Annotated in this window: 19 protein-coding genes and 2 pseudogenes; 19 read left to right on the top strand and 2 right to left on the bottom strand. The window is 42.0% G+C overall.

Annotation, left to right across the window (positions count from 1 at the left end):
• The first annotated feature begins 118 nt into the window (after window positions 1–118).
• The 16 genes and pseudogenes from HQQ92_RS21530 to tnpA all read left to right on the top strand — a co-directional run bounded on the left by HQQ92_RS21530 (window position 119) and on the right by tnpA (window position 18,093).
• On the top strand, window positions 119–1,162 hold the full coding sequence (locus tag HQQ92_RS21530; protein WP_173248272.1) for a VspD: 1,044 nt from the start codon (window positions 119–121) through the stop codon (window positions 1,160–1,162).
• 14 nt (window positions 1,163–1,176) lie between these two features.
• A complete protein-coding gene (locus tag HQQ92_RS21525; RefSeq protein WP_173248270.1) occupies window positions 1,177–1,983 on the top strand; it encodes a type III secretion system protein in 807 nt (268 codons plus the stop codon).
• 38 nt (window positions 1,984–2,021) lie between these two features.
• On the top strand, window positions 2,022–2,528 hold the full coding sequence (locus HQQ92_RS21520; RefSeq protein WP_168826357.1) for a hypothetical protein: 507 nt from the start codon (window positions 2,022–2,024) through the stop codon (window positions 2,526–2,528).
• Window positions 2,529–2,535: 7 nt separating this feature from the next.
• Window positions 2,536–2,955, top strand: coding sequence for a hypothetical protein (locus HQQ92_RS21515; protein WP_049821674.1), 420 nt, complete (start codon window positions 2,536–2,538; stop codon window positions 2,953–2,955).
• Window positions 2,956–2,960: 5 nt separating this feature from the next.
• A complete protein-coding gene (locus HQQ92_RS21510) occupies window positions 2,961–3,527 on the top strand; it encodes a hypothetical protein (protein WP_173248268.1) in 567 nt (188 codons plus the stop codon).
• A complete protein-coding gene (locus HQQ92_RS21505; protein WP_173248266.1) occupies window positions 3,528–3,827 on the top strand; it encodes a hypothetical protein in 300 nt (99 codons plus the stop codon).
• Between the two features lie 250 nt (window positions 3,828–4,077).
• Complete coding sequence (locus tag HQQ92_RS23825; RefSeq protein WP_375539964.1) at window positions 4,078–10,674, top strand: hypothetical protein; 6,597 nt, start codon at window positions 4,078–4,080, stop codon at window positions 10,672–10,674.
• 137 nt (window positions 10,675–10,811) lie between these two features.
• Window positions 10,812–11,408 (top strand): hypothetical protein, encoded by a 597-nt coding sequence (locus HQQ92_RS21490; protein ID WP_173248264.1) that lies wholly within the window; start codon window positions 10,812–10,814, stop codon window positions 11,406–11,408.
• Window positions 11,405–13,288 carry an FHIPEP family type III secretion protein gene (locus tag HQQ92_RS21485; RefSeq protein WP_173248262.1) on the top strand — a complete coding sequence of 628 codons (1,884 nt, stop codon included), beginning with the start codon at window positions 11,405–11,407 and terminating at the stop codon, window positions 13,286–13,288. Before HQQ92_RS21490 ends, HQQ92_RS21485 begins: the two co-directional genes overlap by 4 nt.
• Window positions 13,289–13,292: 4 nt before the next feature.
• Entirely contained in the window at window positions 13,293–14,339 is a 1,047-nt protein-coding gene (locus HQQ92_RS21480; protein WP_173248260.1) for an EscU/YscU/HrcU family type III secretion system export apparatus switch protein, read from the top strand.
• Entirely contained in the window at window positions 14,332–15,174 is an 843-nt protein-coding gene (locus tag HQQ92_RS21475) for an OmpA family protein (protein WP_173248763.1), read from the top strand. The genes HQQ92_RS21480 and HQQ92_RS21475 overlap by 8 nt, the downstream gene beginning before the upstream one ends.
• Window positions 15,164–15,559: a hypothetical protein gene (locus HQQ92_RS21470; RefSeq protein ID WP_251073515.1), complete on the top strand. Its 396-nt coding sequence runs from the start codon at window positions 15,164–15,166 to the stop codon at window positions 15,557–15,559. Before HQQ92_RS21475 ends, HQQ92_RS21470 begins: the two co-directional genes overlap by 11 nt.
• On the top strand, window positions 15,546–16,550 hold the full coding sequence (locus tag HQQ92_RS21465) for a hypothetical protein (protein ID WP_173248258.1): 1,005 nt from the start codon (window positions 15,546–15,548) through the stop codon (window positions 16,548–16,550). The genes HQQ92_RS21470 and HQQ92_RS21465 overlap by 14 nt, the downstream gene beginning before the upstream one ends.
• A 13-nt stretch (window positions 16,551–16,563) precedes the next feature.
• A complete protein-coding gene (locus tag HQQ92_RS21460; protein WP_173248256.1) occupies window positions 16,564–17,199 on the top strand; it encodes a hypothetical protein in 636 nt (211 codons plus the stop codon).
• Window positions 17,200–17,418: a FliM/FliN family flagellar motor switch protein gene (locus tag HQQ92_RS21455; protein WP_242068362.1), complete on the top strand. Its 219-nt coding sequence runs from the start codon at window positions 17,200–17,202 to the stop codon at window positions 17,416–17,418. It begins immediately after the preceding gene.
• Between the two features lie 237 nt (window positions 17,419–17,655).
• Window positions 17,656–18,093, top strand: a pseudogene (gene tnpA, locus HQQ92_RS21450) (IS200/IS605 family transposase).
• A 541-nt stretch (window positions 18,094–18,634) separates the two neighbouring features.
• On the opposite strand, the gene HQQ92_RS21445 reads toward tnpA, so the two are convergent.
• A complete protein-coding gene (locus tag HQQ92_RS21445) occupies window positions 18,635–19,183 on the bottom strand; it encodes a winged helix-turn-helix domain-containing protein (RefSeq protein ID WP_173248254.1) in 549 nt (182 codons plus the stop codon).
• Window positions 19,184–20,333: 1,150 nt separating this feature from the next.
• On the opposite strand from HQQ92_RS21445, the gene HQQ92_RS21440 reads away from it, so the two are divergent.
• Both HQQ92_RS21440 and HQQ92_RS23820 read left to right on the top strand, forming a co-directional pair.
• On the top strand, window positions 20,334–21,254 hold the full coding sequence (locus HQQ92_RS21440) for a LysR substrate-binding domain-containing protein (RefSeq protein ID WP_173248252.1): 921 nt from the start codon (window positions 20,334–20,336) through the stop codon (window positions 21,252–21,254).
• 22 nt (window positions 21,255–21,276) lie between these two features.
• Window positions 21,277–21,384: pseudogene (locus HQQ92_RS23820) on the top strand (transposase); the annotation flags it as partial.
• A 282-nt stretch (window positions 21,385–21,666) separates the two neighbouring features.
• Here the strand turns inward: HQQ92_RS23820 and HQQ92_RS21435 are convergent.
• The gene (locus HQQ92_RS21435; RefSeq protein ID WP_251071131.1) at window positions 21,667–22,599 is read right to left on the bottom strand and encodes an SGNH/GDSL hydrolase family protein; all 933 of its coding nucleotides are present in this window, start codon (window positions 22,597–22,599) and stop codon (window positions 21,667–21,669) included.
• 850 nt (window positions 22,600–23,449) lie between these two features.
• On the opposite strand from HQQ92_RS21435, the gene HQQ92_RS21430 reads away from it, so the two are divergent.
• Window positions 23,450–24,649 (top strand): cytotoxic necrotizing factor Rho-activating domain-containing protein, encoded by a 1,200-nt coding sequence (locus tag HQQ92_RS21430; protein ID WP_173248247.1) that lies wholly within the window; start codon window positions 23,450–23,452, stop codon window positions 24,647–24,649.
• Window positions 24,650–24,714 lie beyond the last annotated feature (65 nt).

The raw sequence follows: 24,714 nt of genomic DNA, 5'->3' as shown, positions 1-24,714 counted from the left end.
GGTAGCACTGGGAACATGCCGCTCGCATCGCGAGAATTTAGATGTGCAAGCTCACTTCAGTAACTCTGATAGTGAGTGCGCATCTATTCCCAGTATCGTCACATGAAAGGAAATAACTATGAGTACATTCATGATTACCGTCGCTGCGCCAAGCATTATTGGTACAGTCGATGAACAGAGCCAGAGTGTTCAGCGCCAAAACACTGCTGCGACAGAATCGGCTAAGCCGAATCAACCCTTACCAGGCAATACGATTGGAGTGTCCGATAGTCAGCTCTGGCGCATGGTGCAAGAGAGTATGAAACTGGCCGCTGAAGCGTTTTCTGGTACCGGTAAAGAAAACTCTGAAGCGAAAAAAACACTGATAGATATTCAAAAAAATACTCAGATCGATGCGCTTAAAGAGCGTATGGCGCAGATTGAAGAACAGAAGCAAGCCCAAAAGAGCCAAGGCATTTGGGGCAAGATTGCTATGGGATTAGGTTTTCTTGCGGCAATTATAATGGCGCCATTCAATCCTGTTATGGCTGCAGTGATGATTGGTTTCATGATTGCTTCGATCGTGTTGCCTAAAATTGTCGATAAGATTATGGAAGCCGCAGGTGTCTCTGAAGAGATCAGGGGCTATGTATCAATGGGATTAGAGATTGCTATTGGCATTATCAGTATGGTGGTCAGTTTCAATCCTGGGAACATGATGGCGACTGCGGGTAAGGCTGTTGCGAGTGGGGCTGCGAAAGTCGCAACTATGGTTGATAAGGCTGTCGACGCAGTTAAAACGTTGAAGTCATTCAGCACTATATCGACAAAAATTCAGGGTATGGTCAACAAAGTTATGAAGTTGATTGAGCCTTTACTCGATAAGATTAAGTCATTTGCAAGTGGTGGCGAAAAGCTGACCTCAAAGATTGCTCAAGCAAGTTCGGTTACTTCAAATGCAACTTCAGTCGTGAGTAGCGGTTACGCGATTAAGTCTGCCGACATTACAAAAGATCTTGAGATTGCTAAAGCAAACCAAGAGGAGTTGGAAACACGTATCCAGCAAATCTTGACCATGCTTAATCAGGCGTTGCGTGCGGTAAGCCATGCTTTTGAATCACTTTTTAAAGTTAATAGTGATCAGCGCGAATACAACGACAAGATTATTTCAATCAATATGTAAGAGGAAGCTAATTTATGAATTTAGTACAAATGAGTGCACTGTCACTACCATCGACAAAATCTGAAGAGACTTCTTCTGTTAATAATCTCAAGCCGATAGATCAAAAAGCATGGGGCAGTTATGAAAACTCATTGAAAGAGGCCAACAAAGGCTCGGTATCAATGGCTGATTTACTGGCACTTTTAGCACAAATTATCGAGTCGTCTCAACAGGTTCGCGCTCAAGTGATGAAGAATCGCATTGGTGAAGCTGTTGCTACGTCAGAGTTGGCGACTATGCTCGCGCAAGATAAATCTCAAGATGCCAAATTACGCTTCGGTATTACCTTAGCGTCATCTGTGGTTAACATGGGAATGACAACTGCAGCAACTGTTCGAATTGGCCAAACTAAAACGCTGAAGGATAAACACTTATCCAAAATGGGCGACCGAGGGGCTGCGGATACAGGAGGAGTCAAGTTATTAAAAACGACGGATCTTGAGTCTGGTAAAGTCACTAATGTTGATAAGTCTCCTAAAGTCTCAGATCTAACAGCAAAAGAGCTTAATCAATACAGTGCTAATCTTCAGCAGCAGCGTACTGCCAAGTACAACTCTGTCACTCAAATGGGTGGAATGGCTGATGGTATGGTTGGCAATGCAAATGAAATTCAAAATGCTGAACAGGTGAAAGTACAAGAAGAGACTCAAGCGAGCAAAGACTTGAAAGAGAAGTTTGATGCTCAGCTTGATCAATATATTCAAGATCTGACTGCTGAAGCGGTGAAGTTAAATGAGATCCTTGAAGCTGTAGCGAAAGCGAGTTTAGTGACTAACCGATAATACGGAGCAGAGCGAGTCTAAGCTCGCTCTGATTAACTATGCTTCGACCCGTTTCTTTTGCCGTGACACAACGCACCGAAAAAATTTCGGATATTAACCGAACTCAAAAGGCTGGTGACCACCGCCAGCCTCGCCGAGTAAAAGATATAAAGCAAGTCGACAAGCGAACTAAAAAATATCCTCGTCTGTTCCGGGTTAAACGTAAAAATTTAACATTGGATCAGCAAAGGCAATTTGCTCGACAGCTTAATAGCTATCAGCTCAAGGCGTTACGCGATTGGCAAGGTTTCTCTGATAATTTACTCGATGTTAAATCATTAAATGATGCTCAACTTTGGATATTACATGCGGCAGAGCACTGTGAGCACTTATATCCATTAACGTTAAGAAAGCAACTTAAAAAATATATTGCAGATGTTAAGTCCTCCGCAGGGAATATGGATGCGAATAGCAGCACGGTGCAGCAACTTGTCGCTTATGAACATAATTTAGATGGTTTACTGTCATTATTGGCTTTATGTCGCCGTTACTATATTCAAGAGTAAAGTATAAATGCCTACAAATAATCGCCATGTTCGTATCTCGCATTGTCACTTAAAGGGCAAAACACTTGATCCTTATCAGTTATTAAAGGCTAAGTCAGAACGGCTTAGTTGGAATAGATTATCTGATGTGGAGATATATGCCGATAAACAAGCGGTAATCGAATGGTTTGCTATGTTGCGCGATTATTCTGAAACAACAGTTAAAGCGATTGTGGTAGAAGGGATACTAGATAGTCAATTTCATAAAATTACCTTTATTTTAACATTAGTACAAAGTGTTGATTTTGAAGAGGTGACTTCGAAAGATGCTTATCAACAGCTTTATGACTTTGTTTGCAAAACACCTGCTGGAATACGTGATTGGATCGATGATATAGATTTTAAAATGAGTATGGATGTATTAGCACTGTTATCTAGGAATCGGTGAAATATATGAAACAAGAGCGCGTCACTCTCATGCCAAAATATGAGATGAAACCAGCAATGTACCGAGCAGTTAATCAGATTGCTGGGACAACTTTTAATAATCAAGAGATTAGAGTTGATGTGGGGGCTGTATGTCATCGATTTCAGCAGCAGGATTTCATATTACTCAGCTTAAAGCATGTTGGTATCGAGGCTGAACTATATGTTTCTTTATGCGAAGCAGGCAGGTTGCTCGGTTTGGATGTGAACCATCTCGAACAGGATTACTTATCCTATGTAATCACTCAAGTCTTAAGCCAGTATGGATTAGCGTTTAAATCATATCCTGAGATGGATATAGATGAGTTGCCTCTGTTAATGAGTTGCAAACTTATTATAGGAGATTTCAACATATCTGCATTGTTAAAAGTGGATACACTCATTATTGATGCTAACTATTTGAAAACTAGTTTATCTTCATTACCGAAAACGTTAGTTCTGATGGCATCTTGTACTATGTTTAAAACTAGTCTTAATGTTGAAGAAATATTGTCGTTAACTAATAATGACCTTGTATTGGTTTGTCCAAAGTAAATGAAAACTAGAACGTGTGACTACATTAAACAATTTTTACAGCGCCTCGAAAAAAATGAGGGTGTTATTTTTAGAGATTACCCAGACAATCTATTGCTGCCAGTTTTTCCTTTTTTCCAGTTAATACATCTCGTTAACTTGGAGGCCATTATTGATCTTATTTTACAATTTGAAATGGCCTCAAAAGGTGTATTTATTCGTGTTGATGGATTTCTTACTCTCACAATAGCTGAGCAAGATTATTCCGAAGATAATGTGAGACGGTTAAGCATTAATTTATTTGAAAAGATGAGATTTTAATATGGCACTTAATCCAGCGTTGACTCGTAGTACTTCTATGCCAGAGTTATCACGTTTAGACTGTGAGGCTCTACCTAGGAATATAGCACGATCTACCTCTTTATTGGACGTTAGAGCTCCAACACTTAGATCTGCGGAACCTCAAACTCCAGAGAGTGTCTCTACTGCCCCTAGTATTTTGGAGACGGAAGAGCCTCATTCTAAAGCTAAGCCTAAAAAGATTAAAGAAAGCACTAAAAAATCAAATAGAGTGAGCACAGAGAAAAAGGCTAAGTTTCATTTGGCTGCTATCGCCGGTGCCGTAACAATCGGTACTGTGTTAGCTCCCTTCACCTTAGGATTTAGTTTATTACCGACGGTATTTGTGGTGATGTATGGTAATGCATCTGCGATAGCTATGTATGGTGGCTCCCAATTTGTTACTGGCGATAAAGAGAAGAAAAAAGCCCCGTTTGAGCCGCCTAAAGTTGATGCCCCCAAAGATTTACCAACTAAGCGCCCTTTTCATTTACCTCCCCTGGCCGAGCTACCGGAACCTAAGCATACAGAAGATGTGACGGACAAAGACACCGAACGCGGAGATGTTTTTAATAACTGTTTTAACAACGTTAATAACTTTCATAACAGTTGGTATGTCTTTATTAACTCTTCCAAGGTTCCAGACATTAATCTGGTTTCAGAAGATCAAGTTAAGACCCCTAACGAGTCGCATGTTAATAATATCGGCACGCAAACAACTGATGCAACATCGATCGGGCGGGTCACGTTACCCTTTGCTGATGCTGCTGAAGTCACTGTTGTCGAGACGCCAGTTAAGGAGCGTCAAGCGCGATTAAAGACGTTAATATCTGAGTGCCAAGAGCAAGCAGATCCGCAGCTGGTAACCTTATTCAATTTACTTCTAAGCGGGGATGATGCATGTGCTCAAATGGTCGAAATAAAAGGGAAAGATGGTGCTACAGCGTATGCTGTTATTCCTAATAGTGAATCATTGGTTATTGATGAACACGATCGTGCGACGGGATCCGATGTACCTAGGCCTTTAGCAGGTACAACAACGAAAACCACAACGCCAGTTGCGACGCAGACGGACGATACACCTGCGACAGTGACGGGCAACGGTTCGCCATCGATGACAGATGATGGCACGCAAACCGATGTGCCGACAGCCGTCGCAGACACACCGACGAATGCGGGTACATCAGCTCGTCCGCCTGTCGCGGCGAACACCACAAACACGCCAGTAACGTCACAGACGGATGGCGTGCCTACGGAAGATACCCCTGCGACAGTGGTGCCTGAGGCGAATGCTGCACAAGGATACACCGGCCGTAAATGGGAGGTGAGTAGTTCAACACCTGTGAATCTGAGTCAGGGTGCGCAAACGGGCAGTAATTATACCCCAGGACCTAGACGTAATTTGGGGACAACCCCAGATGCAGCGCCGAGTGCTGCGACAGCTCACCCTCGTGGTCCTGTTGGTAATGGCAGCGGTACAACCCCATCGGTGACTGGCAACGGTTCGCCATTGATGACAGATGATGGCACGCAAACCGATGTGCCGACAGTCGTCGCGGACACTCCGACGAATGCGGGTACATCGGCTCGTCCGCCTGTCGCGGCGAACATCACAAGCACGCGTCAAACTACAACGCCCGCAATGTCACAGACGGATGGCGTGCCTACGGAAGACACCCCTGCAACAGAAGTGCCTGAGGCGAATGCTGCGCAAGGATACACTGGCCGTAAATGGGAGGTGAGTAGTTCAACACCTGTGAATCTGAGTCAGGGTGCGCAAACGGGCAGTAATTATACCCAAGGACCTAGACGTAATTTGGGGACAACCCCAGATGCAGCGCCGAGTACCGCGACTGGTCATCCCGGTGGTCCCGCGGCTGGCAATGGCAGCGGTACAACCCCACCAGTGATGGGCAACGGTTCGCCATCGATGACAGATGATGGCACTCAAGTCGATGTTCCGACAGTCGTCGCGGACACACCGACGAATGCGGGTACACCAGCTCGTCCGCCTGTCGCGGCGAAGACCACAAGCACGCCAGTAACGTCACAGACGGATGGCGTGCCTACGGAAGATACCCCTGCGACAGTGGTGCCTGAGGCGAATGCTGCGCAAGGATACACTGGCCGTAAATGGGAGGTGAGTAGTTCTACACCAGTAAATCTGAGTCAGGGTGCGCAAACGGGCAGCAATTATACCCAAGGACCTAGGCGTAATCTGGGGGCAACCCCAGATGCAGCGCCGAGTACCGCGACTGGTCATCCTCGTGGTCCCGCGGCTGGTAATGGCAGCGGTACAACCCCAGCGGTAACGGGCAACGGTTCGCCATCGGTGGCGGATGTAACAGATGATGGCACGCAAGCCGATGTTCCTACAAATACAGGTACACCGGCTCGTTCGCCTGTCGCGGCGAACACCACAAACACGCCTTCAATGTCACAGACGGATGGCGTGCCTACGGAAGATACCCCTGCGACAGTGGTGCCTGAGGCGAATGCTGCGCAAGGATACACTGGCCGTAAATGGGAGGTGAGTAGTTCTACACCAGTAAATCTGAGTCAGGGTGCGCAAACGGGCAGCAATTATACCCAAGGACCTAGGCGTAATCTGGGGGCAACCCCAGATGCAGCGCCGAGTACCGCGACTGGTCATCCTCGTGGTCCCGCGGCTGGCAATGGCAGCGGTACAACCCCACCAGTGATGGGTAATGGTTCGCCATCGATGACAGATGATGGCACGCAAACTGATGTTCCGACAGCCGTCGCGGACACTCCGACGAATGCGGGTACACCAGCTCGTTCGCCTGTCGCGGCGAACACCACAAACACGCCTTCAATGTCACAGACGGATGGCGTGCCTACGGAAGATACCCCTGCGACAGTGGTGCCTGAGGCGAATGCTGCGCAAGGATACACTGGCCGTAAATGGGAGGTGAGTAGTTCTACACCAGTAAATCTGAGTCAGGGTGCGCAAACGGGCAGCAATTATACCCAAGGACCTAGGCGTAATCTGGGGGCAACCCCAGATGCAGCGCCGAGTACCGCGACTGGTCATCCTCGTGGTCCCGCGGCTGGTAATGGCAGCGGTACAACCCCAGCGGTAACGGGCAACGGTTCGCCATCGGTGGCGGATGTAACAGATGATGGCACGCAAGCCGATGTTCCTACAAATACAGGTACACCGGCTCGTTCGCCTGTCGCGGCGAACACCACAAACACGCCTTCAATGTCACAGACGGATGGCGTGCCTACGGAAGATACCCCTGCGACAGTGGTGCCTGAGGCGAATGCTGCACAAGGATACACTGGCCGTAAATGGGAGGTGAGTAGTTCAACACCTGTGAATCTGAGTCAGGGTGCGCAAACGGGCAGCAATTACACCCAAGGACCTAGGCGTAATCTTGGGGCAACCCCAGATGCAGCGCCGAGTACCGCGACTGGTCATTCTCGTGGTCCCGCGGCTGGCAATGACAGCGGTACAACCCCACCAGTGATGGGCAACGGTTCGCCATCGGTGGCGGATGTAACAGATGATGGCACGCAAGCCGATGTTCCTACAAATACAGGTACACCGGCTCGTTCGCCTGTCGCGGCGAACACCACAAACACGCCTTCAATGTCACAGATGGATGGCGTGCCTACGGAAGATACCCCTGCGACAGTGGTGCCTGAGGCGAATGCTGCACAAGGATACACTGGCCGTAAATGGGAGGTGAGTAGTTCAACACCTGTGAATCTGAGTCAGGGTGCGCAAACGGGCAGCAATTACACCCAAGGACCTAGACGTAATTTGGGGACAACCCCAGATGCAGCGCCGAGTACCGCGACTGGTCATCCTCGTGGTCCCGCGGCTGGCAATGGCAGCGGTACAACCCCACCAGTGATGGGTAATGGTTCGCCATCGATGACAGATGATGGCACGCAAACTGATGTTCCGACAGCCGTCGCGGACACTCCGACGAATGCGGGTACACCAGCTCGTCCGCCTGTCGCGGCGAAGACCACAAACACGCCAGTAACGTCACAGACGGATGGCGTGCCTACGGAAGATACCCCTGCGACAGTGGTGCCTGAGGCGAATGCTGCGCAAGGATACACTGGCCGTAAATGGGAGGTGAGTAGTTCTACACCAGTAAATCTGAGTCAGGGTGCGCAAACGGGCAGCAATTATACCCAAGGACCTAGGCGTAATCTGGGGGCAACCCCAGATGCAGCGCCGAGTACCGCGACTGGTCATCCTCGTGGTCCCGCGGCTGGTAATGGCAGCGGTACAACCCCAGCGGTAACGGGCAACGGTTCGCCATCGGTGGCGGATGTAACAGATGATGGCACGCAAGCCGATGTTCCTACAAATACAGGTACACCGGCTCGTTCGCCTGTCGCGGCGAACACCACAAACACGCCTTCAATGTCACAGACGGATGGCGTGCCTACGGAAGACACCCCTGCGACAGTGGTGCCTGAGGCGAATGCTGCACAAGGATACACTGGCCGTAAATGGGAGGTGAGTAGTTCAACACCTGTGAATCTGAGTCAGGGTGCGCAAACGGGCAGCAATTATACCCAAGGACCTAGGCGTAATCTGGGGGCAACCCCAGATGCAGCGCCGAGTACCGCGACTGGTCATCCTCGTGGTCCCGCGGCTGGTAATGGCAGCGGTACAACCCCAGCGGTAACGGGCAACGGTTCGCCATCGGTGGCGGATGTAACAGATGATGGCACGCAAGCCGATGTTCCTACAAATACAGGTACACCGGCTCGTTCGCCTGTCGCGGCGAACACCACAAACACGCCTTCAATGTCACAGACGGATGGCGTGCCTACGGAAGATACCCCTGCGACAGTGGTGCCTGAGGCGAATGCTGCACAAGGATACACTGGCCGTAAATGGGAGGTGAGTAGTTCAACACCTGTGAATCTGAGTCAGGGTGCGCAAACGGGCAGCAATTATACCCAAGGACCTAGGCGTAATCTGGGGGCAACCCCAGATGCAGCGCCGAGTACCGCGACTGGTCATCCTCGTGGTCCCGCGGCTGGTAATGGCAGCGGTACAACCCCAGCGGTAACGGGCAACGGTTCGCCATCGGTGGCGGATGTAACAGATGATGGCACGCAAGCCGATGTTCCTACAAATACAGGTACACCGGCTCGTTCGCCTGTCGCGGCGAACACCACAAACACGCCTTCAATGTCACAGACGGATGGCGTGCCTACGGAAGATACCCCTGCGACAGTGGTGCCTGAGGCGAATGCTGCACAAGGATACACTGGCCGTAAATGGGAGGTGAGTAGTTCAACACCTGTGAATCTGAGTCAGGGTGCGCAAACGGGCAGCAATTACACCCAAGGACCTAGACGTAATCTTGGGGCAACCCCAGATGCAGCGCCGAGTACCGCGACTGGTCATTCTCGTGGTCCCGCGGCTGGCAATGACAGCGGTACAACCCCACCAGTGATGGGCAACGGTTCGCCATCGGTGGCGGATGTAACAGATGATGGCACGCAAGCCGATGTTCCTACAAATACAGGTACACCGGCTCGTTCGCCTGTCGCGGCGAAGACCACAAACACGCCTTCAATGTCACAGACGGATGGCGTGCCTACGGAAGATACCCCTGCGACAGTGGTGCCTGAGGCGAATGCTGCACAAGGATACACCGGCCGTAAATGGGAGGTGAGTAGTTCAACACCTGTGAATCTGAGTCAGGGTGCGCAAACGGGCAGCAATTACACCCAAGGACCTAGGCGTAATTTGGGGACAACCCCAGATGCTGCGCCGAGTTCAGCGATAGCTCATCCTCGTGGTCCTGTTCCTGCAACGGGTAATGGTTCGCTATCGATGACAGATGATGGCACTCAAACTGATGTTCCGACAGCCGTCGCAGAAACACCGACGAATGCGGGGACATCGGCTCGTCCGCCTGTCGCGGCGAACACCACAAACACGCCAGTAACGTCACAGACGGATGGTGTGCCTACGGACGACACCCCTGCAACAGTGGTGCCTGAGGCGAATGCTGCAAAAGGATACACTGGCCGTAAATGGGAGGTGAGTAGTCCCACCCCGGTGAGTCTGAGTCAGGGTGCGCAAACGGGCAGTAATTACACCCAAGGACCTAGACGTAATTTGGGGACAACCCCAGATGCAGTGCCGAGTGCAGCGACAGCTCATCCTCGTGGTCCCGCGGCAGGTAATGGCAGCGGTACAACCTCAGCTGCAACGGGTAATGGTTCGCCATCGATGACGGATGGTGAAGTCGGTGTTGTTGCAACGTTAGTTAATACATTAACCCCTGTGTCGACTGAGACAGCTGGTCCTGTTATTACCGCTGAGAGTCAAAAAAGTACTGCTAAACCACAACTTGACCTAGGTAAGATCGAATCGCGCATAGTAGGCCGAGCGGGGGGACATATTCAACATAGGGTACCTAAGTTCTTAGATCGTCCAGAGGCTGGCACGTTAATGGGATCTTGGCGACCTATACCTGAGTCTTTACGAGGTAAAAAAGATTCTGCTGAATTTGAAGAGTGGCGAAAACAAGATTTAGGTCAGTATTTGAAAAGTTTGAATTCGAAGGTCCTGTTGACTCAAGGGGCTACCAGTATGCGGGGACAAAATCATTTTGCCGGTAAATTAAATAATTTAAGGGATCGGGCCGAGATTAAGTCGCAGTTAAATCCCGTTAATCGAATGAATAAATCTGATTACCAGCAAATTTCAGGGTTGGATCTAGTGTCGACCGGACGCTCATATTTACTCGGGACTGCCAGTGGAAAACTGATTGTTACCTCTCCGGTTATTCGAAGTAATCTGGTTTTAGCGCCTTGAATCAATAGCTAACCACCAGACTCTCCATCAATTGAAAAGATTAAATCATAAGAGTTCAGGTTTAATCTTTTTTTTTCTTTTGTAGTGAGATTTAAGGATTTAGTAAGCTTAAATTCTAAACCAGAATGAGGTATGTCTTGTATATAGAAATCAATTCATTGCATCGATTAGTTCCACAGATTGCATTTAAGAAAGAGCGTCACTCAAACGTAATAAAGAAGTCTGATCTTCTTATTTATAACGAGGCTAAGTCGTTATTATCTGCTTTAGAAGAGAGAGTCGAGCAATACCAGCAAATGCTTGAAGAGCAAGTGGTGCAACTGATCGAGGAGAAAGAGCAGGCGCTCAATCTTCACGCTAATAATTTATATAATGAGATAGAAGAAGAATTTCAGGTTAATCAAGAGCGTTGGTTTGACGAAGCCAATCAACAGCTTGTCGATATTGTTGAAGAACAGTATCAAAGTCTTAGTTTGTTGAAAGATGAATTGAAAAACCGACTCGCTGAAACCGTAAAATTGCGTTTAACAGAACTGAGTCTTAATGAGTATTTAATCGGACATCTTGTGGACTTACTCCATGCTGAAATAGACGATCAGGCAAGACATTTGTCTGTAGAGCATACCTATGTCAATGGATTCGCCGTGCTGACGATAGAGAATGACGACAAGATTATTAGCATAGAAACTCAGTCGATTGTTGAAGCACTACGGACTAGCTTGGAGACGGTATGATTAAGCGTCTTCGTCGGTTTCCTATCAAGTTTAATCCCAGCAGTGTGATTATCGCATTTGCGTTGCCAACTATTATTTTGTTCACCCTTCCCGGAGTGGTGATCGATCTGTTTATTTTAATTAGTTTTATTAGTTCAGTATTGCTGCTGGTTATCATGCTTGAGAATGATCAACCTCTAATGGTGACATTTTTACCAACGGTCGTATTGTTACTGACGACCTTTCGCTTGTTATTGTCTATCGCAACGACCCGAAACATTATTGCGAATGAAGATGTAGGTAATGTGATTGAAACCGTGGGGGAGTTTGTGATGGGAGGGAACCTTATTTCAGGGTTACTCATCTTTATCATTATCACCATAGTGCAATTTTTAGTTGTTACCAAAGGTGGCGAAAGGGTCGCGGAAGTGGGGGCCAGATTCTCTCTGGATGCCTTACCTGGTAGACAAATGACGATTGACGGCGATTTAAAAAGCGGTCTTATTACAGGTGAACAAGCACAAAAGTTACGCTCTGATTTAAGCACCGAAAATCGGCTATTTGGTTCGCTCGATGGGGCAATGAAATTCGTCAAAGGTGATGCTATTGCTGGTATTTTGATCAGCTTGGTTAACCTATTTGGTGGCATTTATGTGGGGGTTAATCAGTTTGATCTCTCGCTATCTGAAAGTGTTAGCCGATTCTCTGTACTGACGATAGGTGATGGTCTTGTCTCGCAGATCCCCAGCTTATTGTTATCAATCGCTTGCGGTGTGTATCTCACGCGTATTAAAGGGGATGAAGAATCTAGTTCATTTATGGGGCAGATGGCAAAGCAGGTTAGCCGTTTTTGGAAAAGCCTGTTAGTTATTGGAGCCTTGATTTTACTACTCGGTCTACTCAGTCCAAGTCTGTTCTATGTGTGTATGACGTTATTTATCTTATGTACGCTGTCAGCGTTCTTACTGTGGCGAGTGCAAGGCAAGCCAAAAACTGTCGTAAATACAGGCATTGCCGGCAGTGGACTATATGAATCTCTTACATTTGTGCTAAGGGAACCTCAGCATTGCACCCTGGTAGAAACTAGTCTTGTGCAGATTGAAAAAGCACTTTGGGGCCAAGCCCTCGGCGCCCCTATTATCACAGTAGATGAGCAACTTACTGTTGATATAGAAGTTCATATTTCGGGTATTCGTATTTATAGCTTCTCACATGATGAGTCTGCAGAGCTAATCGAAGTACTTGGGGACGAAATTTTTGTTAGTGATGCTGCCACCCAAAATATCGCTACGATTGTGCAATATTTTTTACGGAAATGCTTAGTTGAAAAGTATAACCTTCAATACACCAGCAATATTATTGAAGGACTTGCAAGCCAAAGTGAAGTGATTAAAAACGAAATCGACTCGGCACTTGGTTTGAACCGTGTCCATGATGTGATTAAAGAAATGATCCGTGCTCGCGAGTTTTATCTCGATAGGGTGACTTTCTTTGAGGCATTAATTTATTGGTCTCGTATCGATAATGAGTCTAAAAATTGGCTCAATCGGATTCGAAATCAAGCAAGATATGAAATCACCTCACGTTTAATGAATTCTGAGGGAAAAATCTATGTTGCGCTGTTGAGTTCTGAACTAACCGAGTGCATTGAAACCTTTGTCATGGGGGAGAGTGAGGATTTAGATAGCTTAATTGAGCTTCAGTCAGCATTACGCCAGGAAGTTCTGCGAATGACCTCACTATATGGAAGTAAGCCGACTTTAGTTGTGAACGATAATGAAATTAATTCGGTTAAATCTTTCTTCCAGCAGGTGGTATCAACTATTTCAGTATGTAGCCATGGTGATATAGCTGATCCAAGTTGTGTTGTGAGTTCCGAACCACTACAAGTTTTGATCTAAATTTATGTCAAACGAATCAACTGAACCCAAAAAATATCCGCCAACGGAGAAGAAGCTTCGGGAGTTAAGAAAAAAAGGTCAGTTTCCAAAAACTGAACTAGCAGAACCGACCATGGAGTTAGTGGTATTTGCAGTGATATTTATTGGTACAATTTATTTTATTTTTGATTCGTCAAATGATTGGTTTGAGGTAATGTTATATGCAGATATACAGACAGGCTTAGACATTATTTACACTGTGATTGCGTGGGGTATATTCATACTGCTAATGATTAAGCTCGTCATGGCAGCTATTAGTTGGGTAATGCTAAATAAGAATGTTATTAATACTGAGTCATTAGGTCTTAAAATGGAAAAGATTAGCCCAGTTACGGGGGCTAAAAATATATTTGGAATTGAGGCAATATCCCGTTCATTACGTAAGGTGCTAGAGTTAACGTTTTTGTTGTTTTTGCTTAAATATGTTTTTGATATTGGTGGCGCAGAATTGACTAGGTTGGCACAAATAAACAATGTGTCATACTTTATTTATAATCTAATGCTGTATGTGGGTTTGGTTTCCTTATTGTTTTTTGTTTATGGCGTAAGTTTAGGTTGTGTAGATTTTATGGCTGAGAGTTATCACTTTAATCATAAAAACCGTATGACGTTTACTGAAATGAAAAATGAAATGAAAGAAACGGAAGGCTCGCCAGAAATGAAGTCTGAACGCAAACGGCAAATGCGAGAAGTCATGGATGCGCCAATAACTAAAGGGCGTACACCAACTTTTGCTATTGCAAATCCTACGCATATCTTAGTGCCTATTTGCTATGACTGCATGATAGATAAAGTCCCTGTCGTGCTCAAGATTACAACTGAATCATTTGCATTGGATGAACGCCGTAGATTAGAGGCGCTTAATATTCCGATTTTGGAACATATAGGGCTTGCAAGGGCATTCTATAAAAGTATGCGTACTGGTGAAGACTATATTCCTAAAGAGTTTTACCGCCATATCGCTTTTATTCTCTTAGAATTAAATAAGCAGGAAAGTGCAAAAAATGTTTAGAAATTGGCTTTGGATAGGGGTGATAGTTGGACTCACTTCATGTGCCCAGAATGTGAAAGATGATTCAATAATATGGGATCATGAGTGGAAACAAGATATTTATAATTTACTGTTTTCTGAGATTGATGATGTAGATCATCTACGTTATTGGGTAAAGAGAATACCTGAATATGTAGATGGTTCACCGCATCAAACGACATGTATTGAAGTTTCTACGCCTTCTCATCCAAGTAGGCTCTATCTCGCTAATTTACATACCTATGCGTTAAGCGAGGTAAGCAGTTGTCAAGGTGACTATTGGCTCTATTCAAATCTTATTAATGTAGTGAAGGGTAATAAATTTTCTGGCAGTGACCGTTCAACTGTAGCTGATACCGGTCGATCTATAGCGGGTGATCGTTGGAGTTCGGACGATGGGAAATATTGGATAGTAGACGATAAATCATCATGCGCATTAGATAATATATTCGATATTTGTCGTACTCAGTCTAAACACGTACGTTTAGTATTTAATGAGCTATTTATGGTGAATGAATCAGCTCTGACACCAGATGGTAGAAATATGTTGGTTCGCATGATTGAAGATCTGCGTGGAAAGCCAATAGAAAGCATATTGGTTTATGGCATTGCTGATTCATCAGGAGCTTATGAGAGTAATCGACGTTTAGCTGATGCGCGCGCTAAAAGCGTGAAATACTTTTTACAAACTGAAGGTATGAGAAATACGCCCATTTTTTTACGCGGTAGTGTTGAAAATGGTTTACCAACTGCTGAACAGCGTATTACTCAGCGCCGCTTTATGATTGAGATGAAGTTTAATTACGATGAAAAATAAAAAATTTACCTTATTTATAATGGAATTTACTCACTTAGTGCAAGCTTCAAGCCTATCGCTAGATGAACACCAAGCATTATTGTGTCATTTTGGTGATGTAAGCTGCCGCATTGAAGATGGTGCTCGCGTTGGTCTTGCCAACACTATCTTGATTATGGTTGAACTCGATATTGAGCATTTCCCTGCAGATACTGCGTTAAAGATAAATGCTAATTTTTCATTAACATCGGGTGGATATATTGCTAAGTTTAAGTCGAATGATTATTTCTATGTGCGTAATATGCCTTTACCGGACCATCCTCAAGGTTTATTAAAAGCGTTGAGTGATACTGTGAGTATTGCAAATATATTGAGACAAGAGTTGAACTTGCATGTGGTTAGTTGAATTCGTTGATGGCCACCTGCATGGCGTAATATTACCAGTCGAACCAAAACTAGTTATTACAGGGTCAAATAAAGATATAGATGCAGAAACGCTTTATGTTCCAGAAATTTTGCCTGTAAGTACTCGTTGGGAGTTTTGTAATGATAAAAATATCATCTGTATTAGAGGATCAAGAAAAAACGACCGATTAAAAAAACTGAAGTCAGGCCGTATCTATCGCTTAAGAGGCATAGCCTTTTTTGTTTATCAAGAAGGTAAACGTAAACCACAATGGTTAAGCTATCTAGCTCGAAAATATCAAGCACTCATTATGTTAACTTTGTTGCTTAATGCTGGATTGGGTCTAGGTATGTGGATGGTATATCAAGCTAACCAGTACACGCAAATTGCAGAACACTTAACTCAACTCAACGGTAGTTACGTCAAGAATGGCAAGCTTAAGGTGCCCAATAGCGCTTCCTTTTTGTTGTTGCCTGAGGTTTTGCAAGCAAATGCTGAGATTGTTGAAGCAAATAATTTGCAAATTCTCTCACAACCTGTTGTGGAATTAGTCTCAAGCGATTCGAAGCAGCCTGTTAGTTATAAGGTAATAAATAAAGTCGATCGTGATCAAATCCAGGTTGAGACCTTTGAAACTGATAATCGAGTTATGGCTGTGTTAGGCGAATATGGTTTGTCGTTTAATAAAATAAATGATACTTGGTTTGTCAATGATAACGCCAAAGCTGCAATTGTGCTAAGAGCTAATGGGCTACAGGATATTATCCCATCCGTTTCAGTTCGGAATGATAGCACTCAAGTTATTGATAATGCCAACTTTCCATATTCAATCTTTTACTCATCGACATCAAGAGGGTATATATATGACGACAAGTATCGATATTGGGTTGGTAGTAATGTACCACTTCTAGGTGTGATTCAGTCTATTTCACGTAATAAGGTCATTTTTAAAGACCGCAATCAAACACGCGTATATTTTATTCAATCATAATAGGAAAACTGAAATGCTAGATATTCAAGCTAGATCTATGACCAGTGCTATTCCCACTCCTGAGTCCGAGGCTAAGGCGCTCGAATTGGCCTTGAACCAGCTTCCCATAGCGACTAAAGCGGTTAAAGCATCATCTTCAAATTATTTATTTTCAGCGGGCAATCGAGACCCGTTGAGTCTGATTGATACAATTCTTTCAAAATATATTTCAGAACAGACAAAAAGTGCTGAAGCTAAAGCTGACAATATTTCATTAAAGTCAGAGGCCATTGCCGAAATTAACCGCCTATGGGGGTTAATTATGAGTGATAGATTACCGAACACTAAACCTGGTGATGATAAAAGCACTAAGTTAAATGGAGGCAGTGCAGCGGGATTTTTGAGTCAAATAGACGACATCATTAAAACTAAACTTGGCAATCCTCAGGGCGTTGGAGAGATCGCGGGTACTGATTGGAGCACTAAGAACGTAACTTATGATCAACTCCAATCTATGAATGCAACTATGACAGCATATTGTGACACCATCCAAGTCGATTTAGATACTGAGCAACAAAAGTTTAAAAATACGATGACAGAAATTACCTCTGCTCAAGAAGAGATCCGTGATGTCCGTCGCTCAATTATTTCTATTTCTCAGGGAGGCTAAATGATGCGCATCGCGATAGATGTTGTTATTGCAAATTGTACTATGACATTGGATGAACTTAATCATTTACAAACAAGTCAAATTAAGCCAGTAAACGACTTTGTTCAATCTGAAGTATTATTAAAAAGTGGTAATGAACTGATAGCAACAGGCTCATTAATAAAAGTAGATGACCAGTTTTATGTTTCTATTGAGCAAGTTAATAACATCGTGAATTAATTTATATTTTCAAGTTAAAACCTGTAATAGTTAAATTAATATAACGATTTATCTATTGGTTAAATCTATATATTTGTGGCGCATGTATATCAGAGGATATCTTGTGCCTTTATATTTTATTGTCATCCTAAAACCACCGCCTCTGGCGGTGGTGATTGTTCCTTGAGGCTATAGCCTGAATTACGCCCATGCTAAAAGAGACTTCTTATTCACCACAAGTAAGAGGAAACGAAAAGCATGGGCGATTATAGAAGTTCATCACATGTTTATTGGCGTTGCAAATATCATATTGTTTGGACTCCGAAGTACCGTTTTAAAATTTTAAAATGAAACCTTGGTGAGGAGTTATACAGGTCAATTTATATCCTTTGCAATATGAAGAGTTGTGAGGTTTTAGAATTAAACGTTCAGATAGACCACGTTCACTTGGTAGTCATAATCCCGCCGAAGCTGTCAGTATAAACGTTGATGGGAGTATTAAAAGGAAGAAGTGCGATAAGGCTATTCAATAAATTCCCTCATGTACGTAAAAAGCTATGGGGCAATAGCTTTTGGGCCAGAGGTTATTTTGTAGATACAGTAGGTGTTAATGAAGAAATTATTAGACGATATGTACGCCACCAAGATAAACAAGATCAGGAACATGAGGCTAAATTGTCGTTGCAGATGATGTAGGTTCTTGGAATAGCCCCTTCCAGGGGCAAGTCAAAGCCGCCTTCTAAGAAGGCGGATTCTTTACTTATTAGTAAGATTTTTTCTGCTAACTATATTGATTGGCATTAAGAGTTTCTATATTATGCAAGCAAGTGTTAATTAATAGTTAACTTATTTAGATATAAAACACTATGAAAAAATCTAATCAGATTTGAGTAGATGCGAGGTTAATTAGATAGACGTGTTTATTGCAAATAATTAGGCTGATAGATTTTTTAGTAAGGTACTACCTCCTATTCTAAAGTGTAAATACTCTATTCTAATTATGTATTTTACTTGCAGATGTCTGTGGAGAACTTATTTCTGTAGAGTTAATGCGTAGCTATTCACTCTTCATCACTATATCTGAGCTAGATTTATTGACTTGTATAATATCATTAGCCAATGCCTTGGCTATATAATGCAAGTGTATTTTGATTTTTATGGAATATATTTACAGCTCATTTTTACATGCTTATAATATATAATGAGATATTCAAACCAAAAACAGCTGTTATAGTTATTAAAATATTTTATTTATGGTAACAATAGCTACAACGGTAAACATCGATGCAAGTAGTGAAGAAATTAAGCATACTAAGAAAAAATATACATGCTTAATAGACAAATTTTCTCGCATCATTTCCGTTTTCTCTATGAAAGATGAAATCATGCCGTGATTGTTTAAAGCTTTATTTCCTTGTTCGATACTTTTGATGTCAATTATATCTTTTTTATCGGGAATTTGAATGTCCGTGGTACTTTCATCTAAAATAAGTACATAACCTTCTTTTGAAATTGTTTTGATTTCGCAAGCTAAGTTGTCGAATTGGGTAAGGGTTTTTCGCAAATTTGAAATAGCTTTTGTCAAGGATGTTTCGCTTACAAATACTTTCCCCCAAACTTTTTCTTGAATATATTCCTTATCCACAACACTATTAAAATTATCACATAGTAACTTTAAGATTACTGCCTCGCGACCACCTATCTTCACTGTATTTTCTTGTGTACTAATCTGTCTTTTAAGTACATCAAATATTAACTGATTTCCCAACACATAGTTTCTTGTCATTTTTTGCCCTCTTAAGTTCACTCGTTTGATATAAGTCTAGTGTTAAGTATGATAAATGGACCCTATTCGTTTTATGAATAAGGTATTTAATGATTTTTTCTTGGTTATTAGACTAGTTTGTTTGACAGCTTTTTGCTGTGTCATTTGCTTGCCGTGCTCATTACTGTCAAAAGCAGTCTTTAGTCTATTTATGCGGTGCAGCAATTTATTCATCGCTAGTGACTCATGTTGCTATATTGTGTTTTATAAATTAAAAATTAGTCATTTTATTAAGTTTAGGAGATAACTTTGTATTGCCCTCAGCACTTGATTTCTGTGTTATTCCTTGTTCGGTCATTTCAAATATTGTTGTTGATCAAGTTTAATTTACTTCAATAGTTAAACTATGCATCAATCGAAAAACACCGCCTTGTAAGTAAGTTAGTAATTTATATTTTTTTGTAATTGTTGTTTTTTGATATTTTCGTGATTTTCTGGAAAAAAATTTTCACATTTCCCAGTTGTGTCATGATAGTTTTTGGTAAAACTGCAAGTATATCGAATTGATATTTATGATTTTAATATGTACTAAACAACAAAACTATGCGTCAAGTGCTCAATAACGGAGAGGCATACTAGCGAGACTTGCTTAAAAAAAAAACTATATTTTTTTCATGGCTATGAATTTTTTGTTCTTTTGCCCTTTAACTTGCGAAGTTGATTTTCATAACTCACTGTTTTTTTTGATGGTTTTCTGGTAATTATATTGTTGTATTATTTGTCAAAAATGACCTTGAGGTTGTTAAAAAAGTCATTGCAGTGATTGATCTATGCCAACACACCTTCCTACAGTCAAGAGGTTTTTATCTGATAATATTTTCTGCTATAAGTCGAATGAGGTTGCAGTACACATTAGGTCTCATGGGCTAAAACTAGGAATGTCTGCGATACTAAGTCGTTGTATGCTGAAGCCAAATTTTAATAAGTCACGACGTAGTAGCAAATACCCTTATCTTAAACAAGAATTATTACTATTATTAATTGAGTGTTGTTTTGCCAATGGAGGTATTGCTTTTAAGTTCCAGTTATTACTCAGAGTGATCCTATCTACAGCTATCCTGCGTATGGAAATGTAGTAAAAAAGAAAGTCCATTATATTGAAGGAGATAGAATGAAAGCGTTGCCGAAACTAAATCAACTTAGAAATCTTAGGGCTATTATTCAACATGGAAATATTAGTGCTGCTGCACAAATGCTTCATCAGACACAGTCGACATTGACGAGAAGTATCCAGGAGCTTGAAAAGACGCTGGGTGTTACCTTGTTAGACAGAGGGATGAATAGCACTGTATTAACTAAAGCCGGCATGATGTTTGAGCCTAGAATGAATTTAATCCTGAATGAGTTAGAGAGAGCAGTTGATGAATTACGACAAATTGAGAAATTATCAGATGGAAAAATAGCTTTTGGTTGCTCTCATTTCCCAGCTACTAGTATTGTTCCTGATGTTATTAAAAAGTTCCAAGAACGCCATAATTCCACTCGGATTACTATTATTGAAGGGCAGCTTTCTGAATTACTAAGCTCTTTACGTATGGGGAAGCTAGATTTTTTTATTGGCGTTGTATCTTCCGATTTAATGCTTAATGAGTTTGTTGAAGAGAGGTTGACATCGTGTAGTTTTTCGGTCGTAGCTCGCAAAGGACATCCTCTTGCTAATAGTACTTCACTAGCTGAACTACAGGCTGCAAAATGGTATATTCCAGCTGCAAGTCATGGATATTATAGCGATTTAGAAATAGTTATTTTTCCTAATGGAGTCAAATCTTGTGGTTCGGTAATTTTTGGTGATTCAAGTGCTATCGCTCGGAAACTTGTATTAAATGAGGACTATTTGTTTGTTGGTCCTAGACCTATGTTTTTAGCTCCACATCACAAAGACTTGATATCTATTATTCCAATTAAGGATAAGCTTCCTGAGGGCCATTATAGCTTGATTTTTCCTCGTAACAAAAAATTAACTCCAGCTGCATTGAATCTCGTTAATGAAATTCGCTTTGCATATTTTGATTTCATAAAATCGCATAGCTAATTTATTAGGGTAAATCTAGATTAAGATATTTTATAGCCCTGTGGTGACGGCTCTGCAAGAACTCACCTATTACTGTGAACACTTAAAAAAACGACGGCGGCATTTTACGACAAGCTGTCAGCACTTTTAAAAAACTGACACCAAAACTATTTTAAACCGCCAACCTTTAGGCAATGAGTTGGCGCAACTTAAATACGTTATTTATGAAAGAATTAGCTCAATTTCTACCTCTATTATGTATTTAACTACTTTTAGTATTTCTTATTAAATCGACTTCGGGAACTATCGCTCGAACGCACATAATATTGTTTTTTTTAACATGGTGGCTAGATTTTTTGTTGTTCTATAATAGGATTAAATTATTGCGTCTAATTAATATGGACGCAATAAAATCTTATGTAATTGATAATTTTTAATTATCGGTTAATTTTCCAAATTTATAGATAATATAATCGCTCATTCGAGATGCTAACATTTGGTGTACCTCTTGGCTTGGATGAACTTCATCATGAAATACATGCCGATGTGCAGGATCAAAAGCTTTACTCGTGCCAAAGATATCCACATAACCGACACTATTTGCTGTGTGAGTGTCATAACCTACCTTATCAGCTTTATCTAGTAATTCAGTAAATTGATTATCGAAATCGAAAAACTGGATATTTACTCCTTCGGCCTTATATCGCTCCGCGAGTTCTGCTATTTTTTGGCTTAGGCTAGCATTATGTTCACTGGCGAGAGCACTATTACTGGTGCGATATGCTTCGTCTTGTTTTTGGGCATAGGCTGTCTTCGTGAAGTCTGGAATCCCTGTAACTAAGATGTTTTTTATTTTTTTATTTCCCACTAATTTAGTGATTTGTTTCTCGTAACAGTGTACCACTTTTTGAGTGTCTTTCTTATCGAACGTCATATAATCGTTGCTGCCCAGAGCGAGTATGACTAAGTCATCAGATTTAAAATCATGTTTTTTAATTTGACGTTCCATGTTGGAAATAAACCAGAAGGTGGGATTTAACTTGGAATATTTAGCTGCTACAGCACCACCTTCGGCATAATTTACCAGTTCTTTATTCAAATAGGCAGGTGAAGATATAAAATCTGGCCATACGAAACCATTGGTAAAACGTCCAGCGTGATATTGTTTAGAGGAAAGCATTATTCCCAAGGTTTTTGATTTCATTCGGCCTTCTGAATCCGATAGACTATCTCCTATCACGACCAAACGTTTAATATGATTCAGTGATGCGTGATCATGAGGGGTTAATATATTAGAAAGCCTTTGTTGACGCTCTTGGTGATCATTTACTGCGACTTCAAATAAACGGTGGCTGAAGTCTGTCATCTGAGTGGGTCCATCAATCGTATCCTGTGTCGATACAGGTCCCTTCACCACACTATTATGGTGCTGATACTTTAGTCGTGAGTGTGGAGATTGGGATGATGCTAATAGTGGCCGAACATGTTTTATTGAGATTGTAGGATTGCGGTGTTGGGTGTTCGTATTAAGTGGTACGAATATTGTTCCTTGAACTATGCGAAATGGCATAGGGATATTTCCTATTGGTTATCTGTCGGTTTTATGACTATCAGACTTATTAGACAGATGTACACCATAAAAATAATGAAATACTCTGATGATTATTGAATTAGAGCTTGAGGTCTGTATCTATATGGTTTCTAGACGATACATACTGTATTGGCTTGAAAATATTTTTCTATCCAAGAGGGCTTATTACTTAAATCACTCTCCAGTGACCCCATTCCTACCTTGTTTCCTGTGCTAAGGGCATAGCTAGCCTTATGACTTGTTCATCACTTTTAAACCTGACTGTTGTAATCCCGCAGACTCAATTTCGGGCTGATGGACTGTTTATAACAATTTACCGATATAGCTCACCTTTACATGGTGAGTATTTTAAAGGTGAGGTAGCGGCATTAGCCATTTATAGTCACCACCTATGCATTGTATTTACTAATTTTTATTTTTTTCAAACGTGTTTTCTGTGGCTAAAGTTTAAGTCTATCAATCCTGCTTAGTGAAGGAGGAGTGATAATATTTATTCATGTTTATTCACGTTAGTTCTCTTAAATAGTTTTTGATAATTAAAAGTGATGAAATATTATATTTTTTTCATTAAGGAAATATACTGATATCGAATATGCTCATTTTTTAACTCAGTGGAAAACTTGACATGCGCATGAATATATTTAGTAAAGCTAACTCTTATGACTTATTGACGCCGAATTTAAAAAATAGCGATAATGCGTCACCGATTCAATTGGTTTCTGTTCGTCCGTTGACTGAACAAGAGAAGAAAAATTTAACAAAAAATAAAACTTATTCTAACTTTATTAAAAATAACAAATCAATCAAGTCTGCAACCGTACTGACTAAAATTAAATCTTTATTTGATAATAGCTCTGGTAAGAACAAAATGTTAAGTAAGCGAGGCTTAACTATTGAAGTTAAAAAAGGTTCAACTGAAGAAGCAAGTGCTCAATGGAAAAATGACCCGCTACGAAATCACTTCAAGTCTGCAGACTTATCGTTACACAGCCTATTATCGGACAAGCAAACTGTTCTTAAAGGTCAATTGTCACCCTTAATCGGTAAGGGGATTATTGGTTGTCATAAAAAATACGAATACTTGCCTTTTCCTATTACTCATATTCAAAATGATAAGGATGGTAAACATGTATCTTCGGATACTCTTGAAAGTAAAGCTGGGTTAGGATATTACACTGGCGAGCATATCGCACCGGAAGAAATAATTCCAGGGAGCCCAATTGGGCAGTATTTTCATCAAGCATTATTTGATAAAAACTTGCACATTCTCGCTATTGATAATGGCAATAAAGGTACTTTTGGTATCTCATTTGATTTAAATCAAGTCAAAGAGGGCCAGCCTATTTTAGTTCATTGTAGGAGTTTGTCGGGTTGCTCAGTTGTGTTTGCCACTAAATCGAATAAGTTATTTGCTTTCCATGCTGGTCAACGCCCAAATGAAAAAGAACATTGGATTACAGCCGAGAAAGGTGCGGAATCGATTGCACAAAGTGCTGATTTTTTAGCTAATGGCACATCAAATACGTTATCATGCACTAATAACCAAGAGTTAGTAAGTTATTTATCAAACCATTTTGACCAATCTGCTTTTATTTATTGTGGTCACGGAGAGTCAGTCATGAGCCAACCCAATGTAAACTGCTTTGATTATAATATGGGACCACAGCGAGATGAACCCCGTGTAGGAAATGCCATGGCTTTAGTTAGTAAAAATAAAGGTAAAATCAGTGTGAATGTATTAGGAGATGATCTTGGTATAGATAGCGGTAGCTTTGAAACACGATCATTGCAACATTCGATGTTCGCATTATTTACTGACAAATAGTTTTCTCGTTAATTGGCTAATTTTGCTCTATTATATTAACTAATTAAGCAGCTAATCAGTTGGAA

The sequence above is a fragment of the Shewanella sp. DC2-4 genome, assembly GCF_013248875.1.
Classification (GTDB): Bacteria; Pseudomonadota; Gammaproteobacteria; order Enterobacterales; family Shewanellaceae; genus Shewanella; species Shewanella oncorhynchi.
This window is presented reverse-complemented; position numbering and strand designations above follow the sequence as displayed.

Excerpts from the sequence above, each read along its gene's own strand:
- HQQ92_RS21530 (WP_173248272.1), top strand. The coding sequence starts at position 119 with ATGAGTACATTCATGATTACCGTCGCTGCGCCAAGCATTATTGGTACA.
- HQQ92_RS21525 (WP_173248270.1), top strand. The coding sequence starts at position 1,177 with ATGAATTTAGTACAAATGAGTGCACTGTCACTACCATCGACAAAATCT.
- HQQ92_RS21520 (WP_168826357.1), top strand. The coding sequence starts at position 2,022 with ATGCTTCGACCCGTTTCTTTTGCCGTGACACAACGCACCGAAAAAATT.
- HQQ92_RS21515 (WP_049821674.1), top strand. The coding sequence starts at position 2,536 with ATGCCTACAAATAATCGCCATGTTCGTATCTCGCATTGTCACTTAAAG.
- HQQ92_RS21510 (WP_173248268.1), top strand. The coding sequence starts at position 2,961 with ATGAAACAAGAGCGCGTCACTCTCATGCCAAAATATGAGATGAAACCA.
- HQQ92_RS21505 (WP_173248266.1), top strand. The coding sequence starts at position 3,528 with ATGAAAACTAGAACGTGTGACTACATTAAACAATTTTTACAGCGCCTC.
- HQQ92_RS21485 (WP_173248262.1), top strand. The coding sequence starts at position 11,405 with ATGATTAAGCGTCTTCGTCGGTTTCCTATCAAGTTTAATCCCAGCAGT.
- HQQ92_RS21480 (WP_173248260.1), top strand. The coding sequence starts at position 13,293 with ATGTCAAACGAATCAACTGAACCCAAAAAATATCCGCCAACGGAGAAG.
- HQQ92_RS21475 (WP_173248763.1), top strand. The coding sequence starts at position 14,332 with ATGTTTAGAAATTGGCTTTGGATAGGGGTGATAGTTGGACTCACTTCA.
- HQQ92_RS21470 (WP_251073515.1), top strand. The coding sequence starts at position 15,164 with ATGAAAAATAAAAAATTTACCTTATTTATAATGGAATTTACTCACTTA.
- HQQ92_RS21465 (WP_173248258.1), top strand. The coding sequence starts at position 15,546 with ATGTGGTTAGTTGAATTCGTTGATGGCCACCTGCATGGCGTAATATTA.
- HQQ92_RS21460 (WP_173248256.1), top strand. The coding sequence starts at position 16,564 with ATGCTAGATATTCAAGCTAGATCTATGACCAGTGCTATTCCCACTCCT.
- HQQ92_RS21455 (WP_242068362.1), top strand. The coding sequence starts at position 17,200 with ATGATGCGCATCGCGATAGATGTTGTTATTGCAAATTGTACTATGACA.
- HQQ92_RS21445 (WP_173248254.1), bottom strand. The coding sequence starts at position 19,183 with ATGACAAGAAACTATGTGTTGGGAAATCAGTTAATATTTGATGTACTT.
- HQQ92_RS21440 (WP_173248252.1), top strand. The coding sequence starts at position 20,334 with ATGAAAGCGTTGCCGAAACTAAATCAACTTAGAAATCTTAGGGCTATT.
- HQQ92_RS21435 (WP_251071131.1), bottom strand. The coding sequence starts at position 22,599 with ATGACAGACTTCAGCCACCGTTTATTTGAAGTCGCAGTAAATGATCAC.
- HQQ92_RS21430 (WP_173248247.1), top strand. The coding sequence starts at position 23,450 with ATGCGCATGAATATATTTAGTAAAGCTAACTCTTATGACTTATTGACG.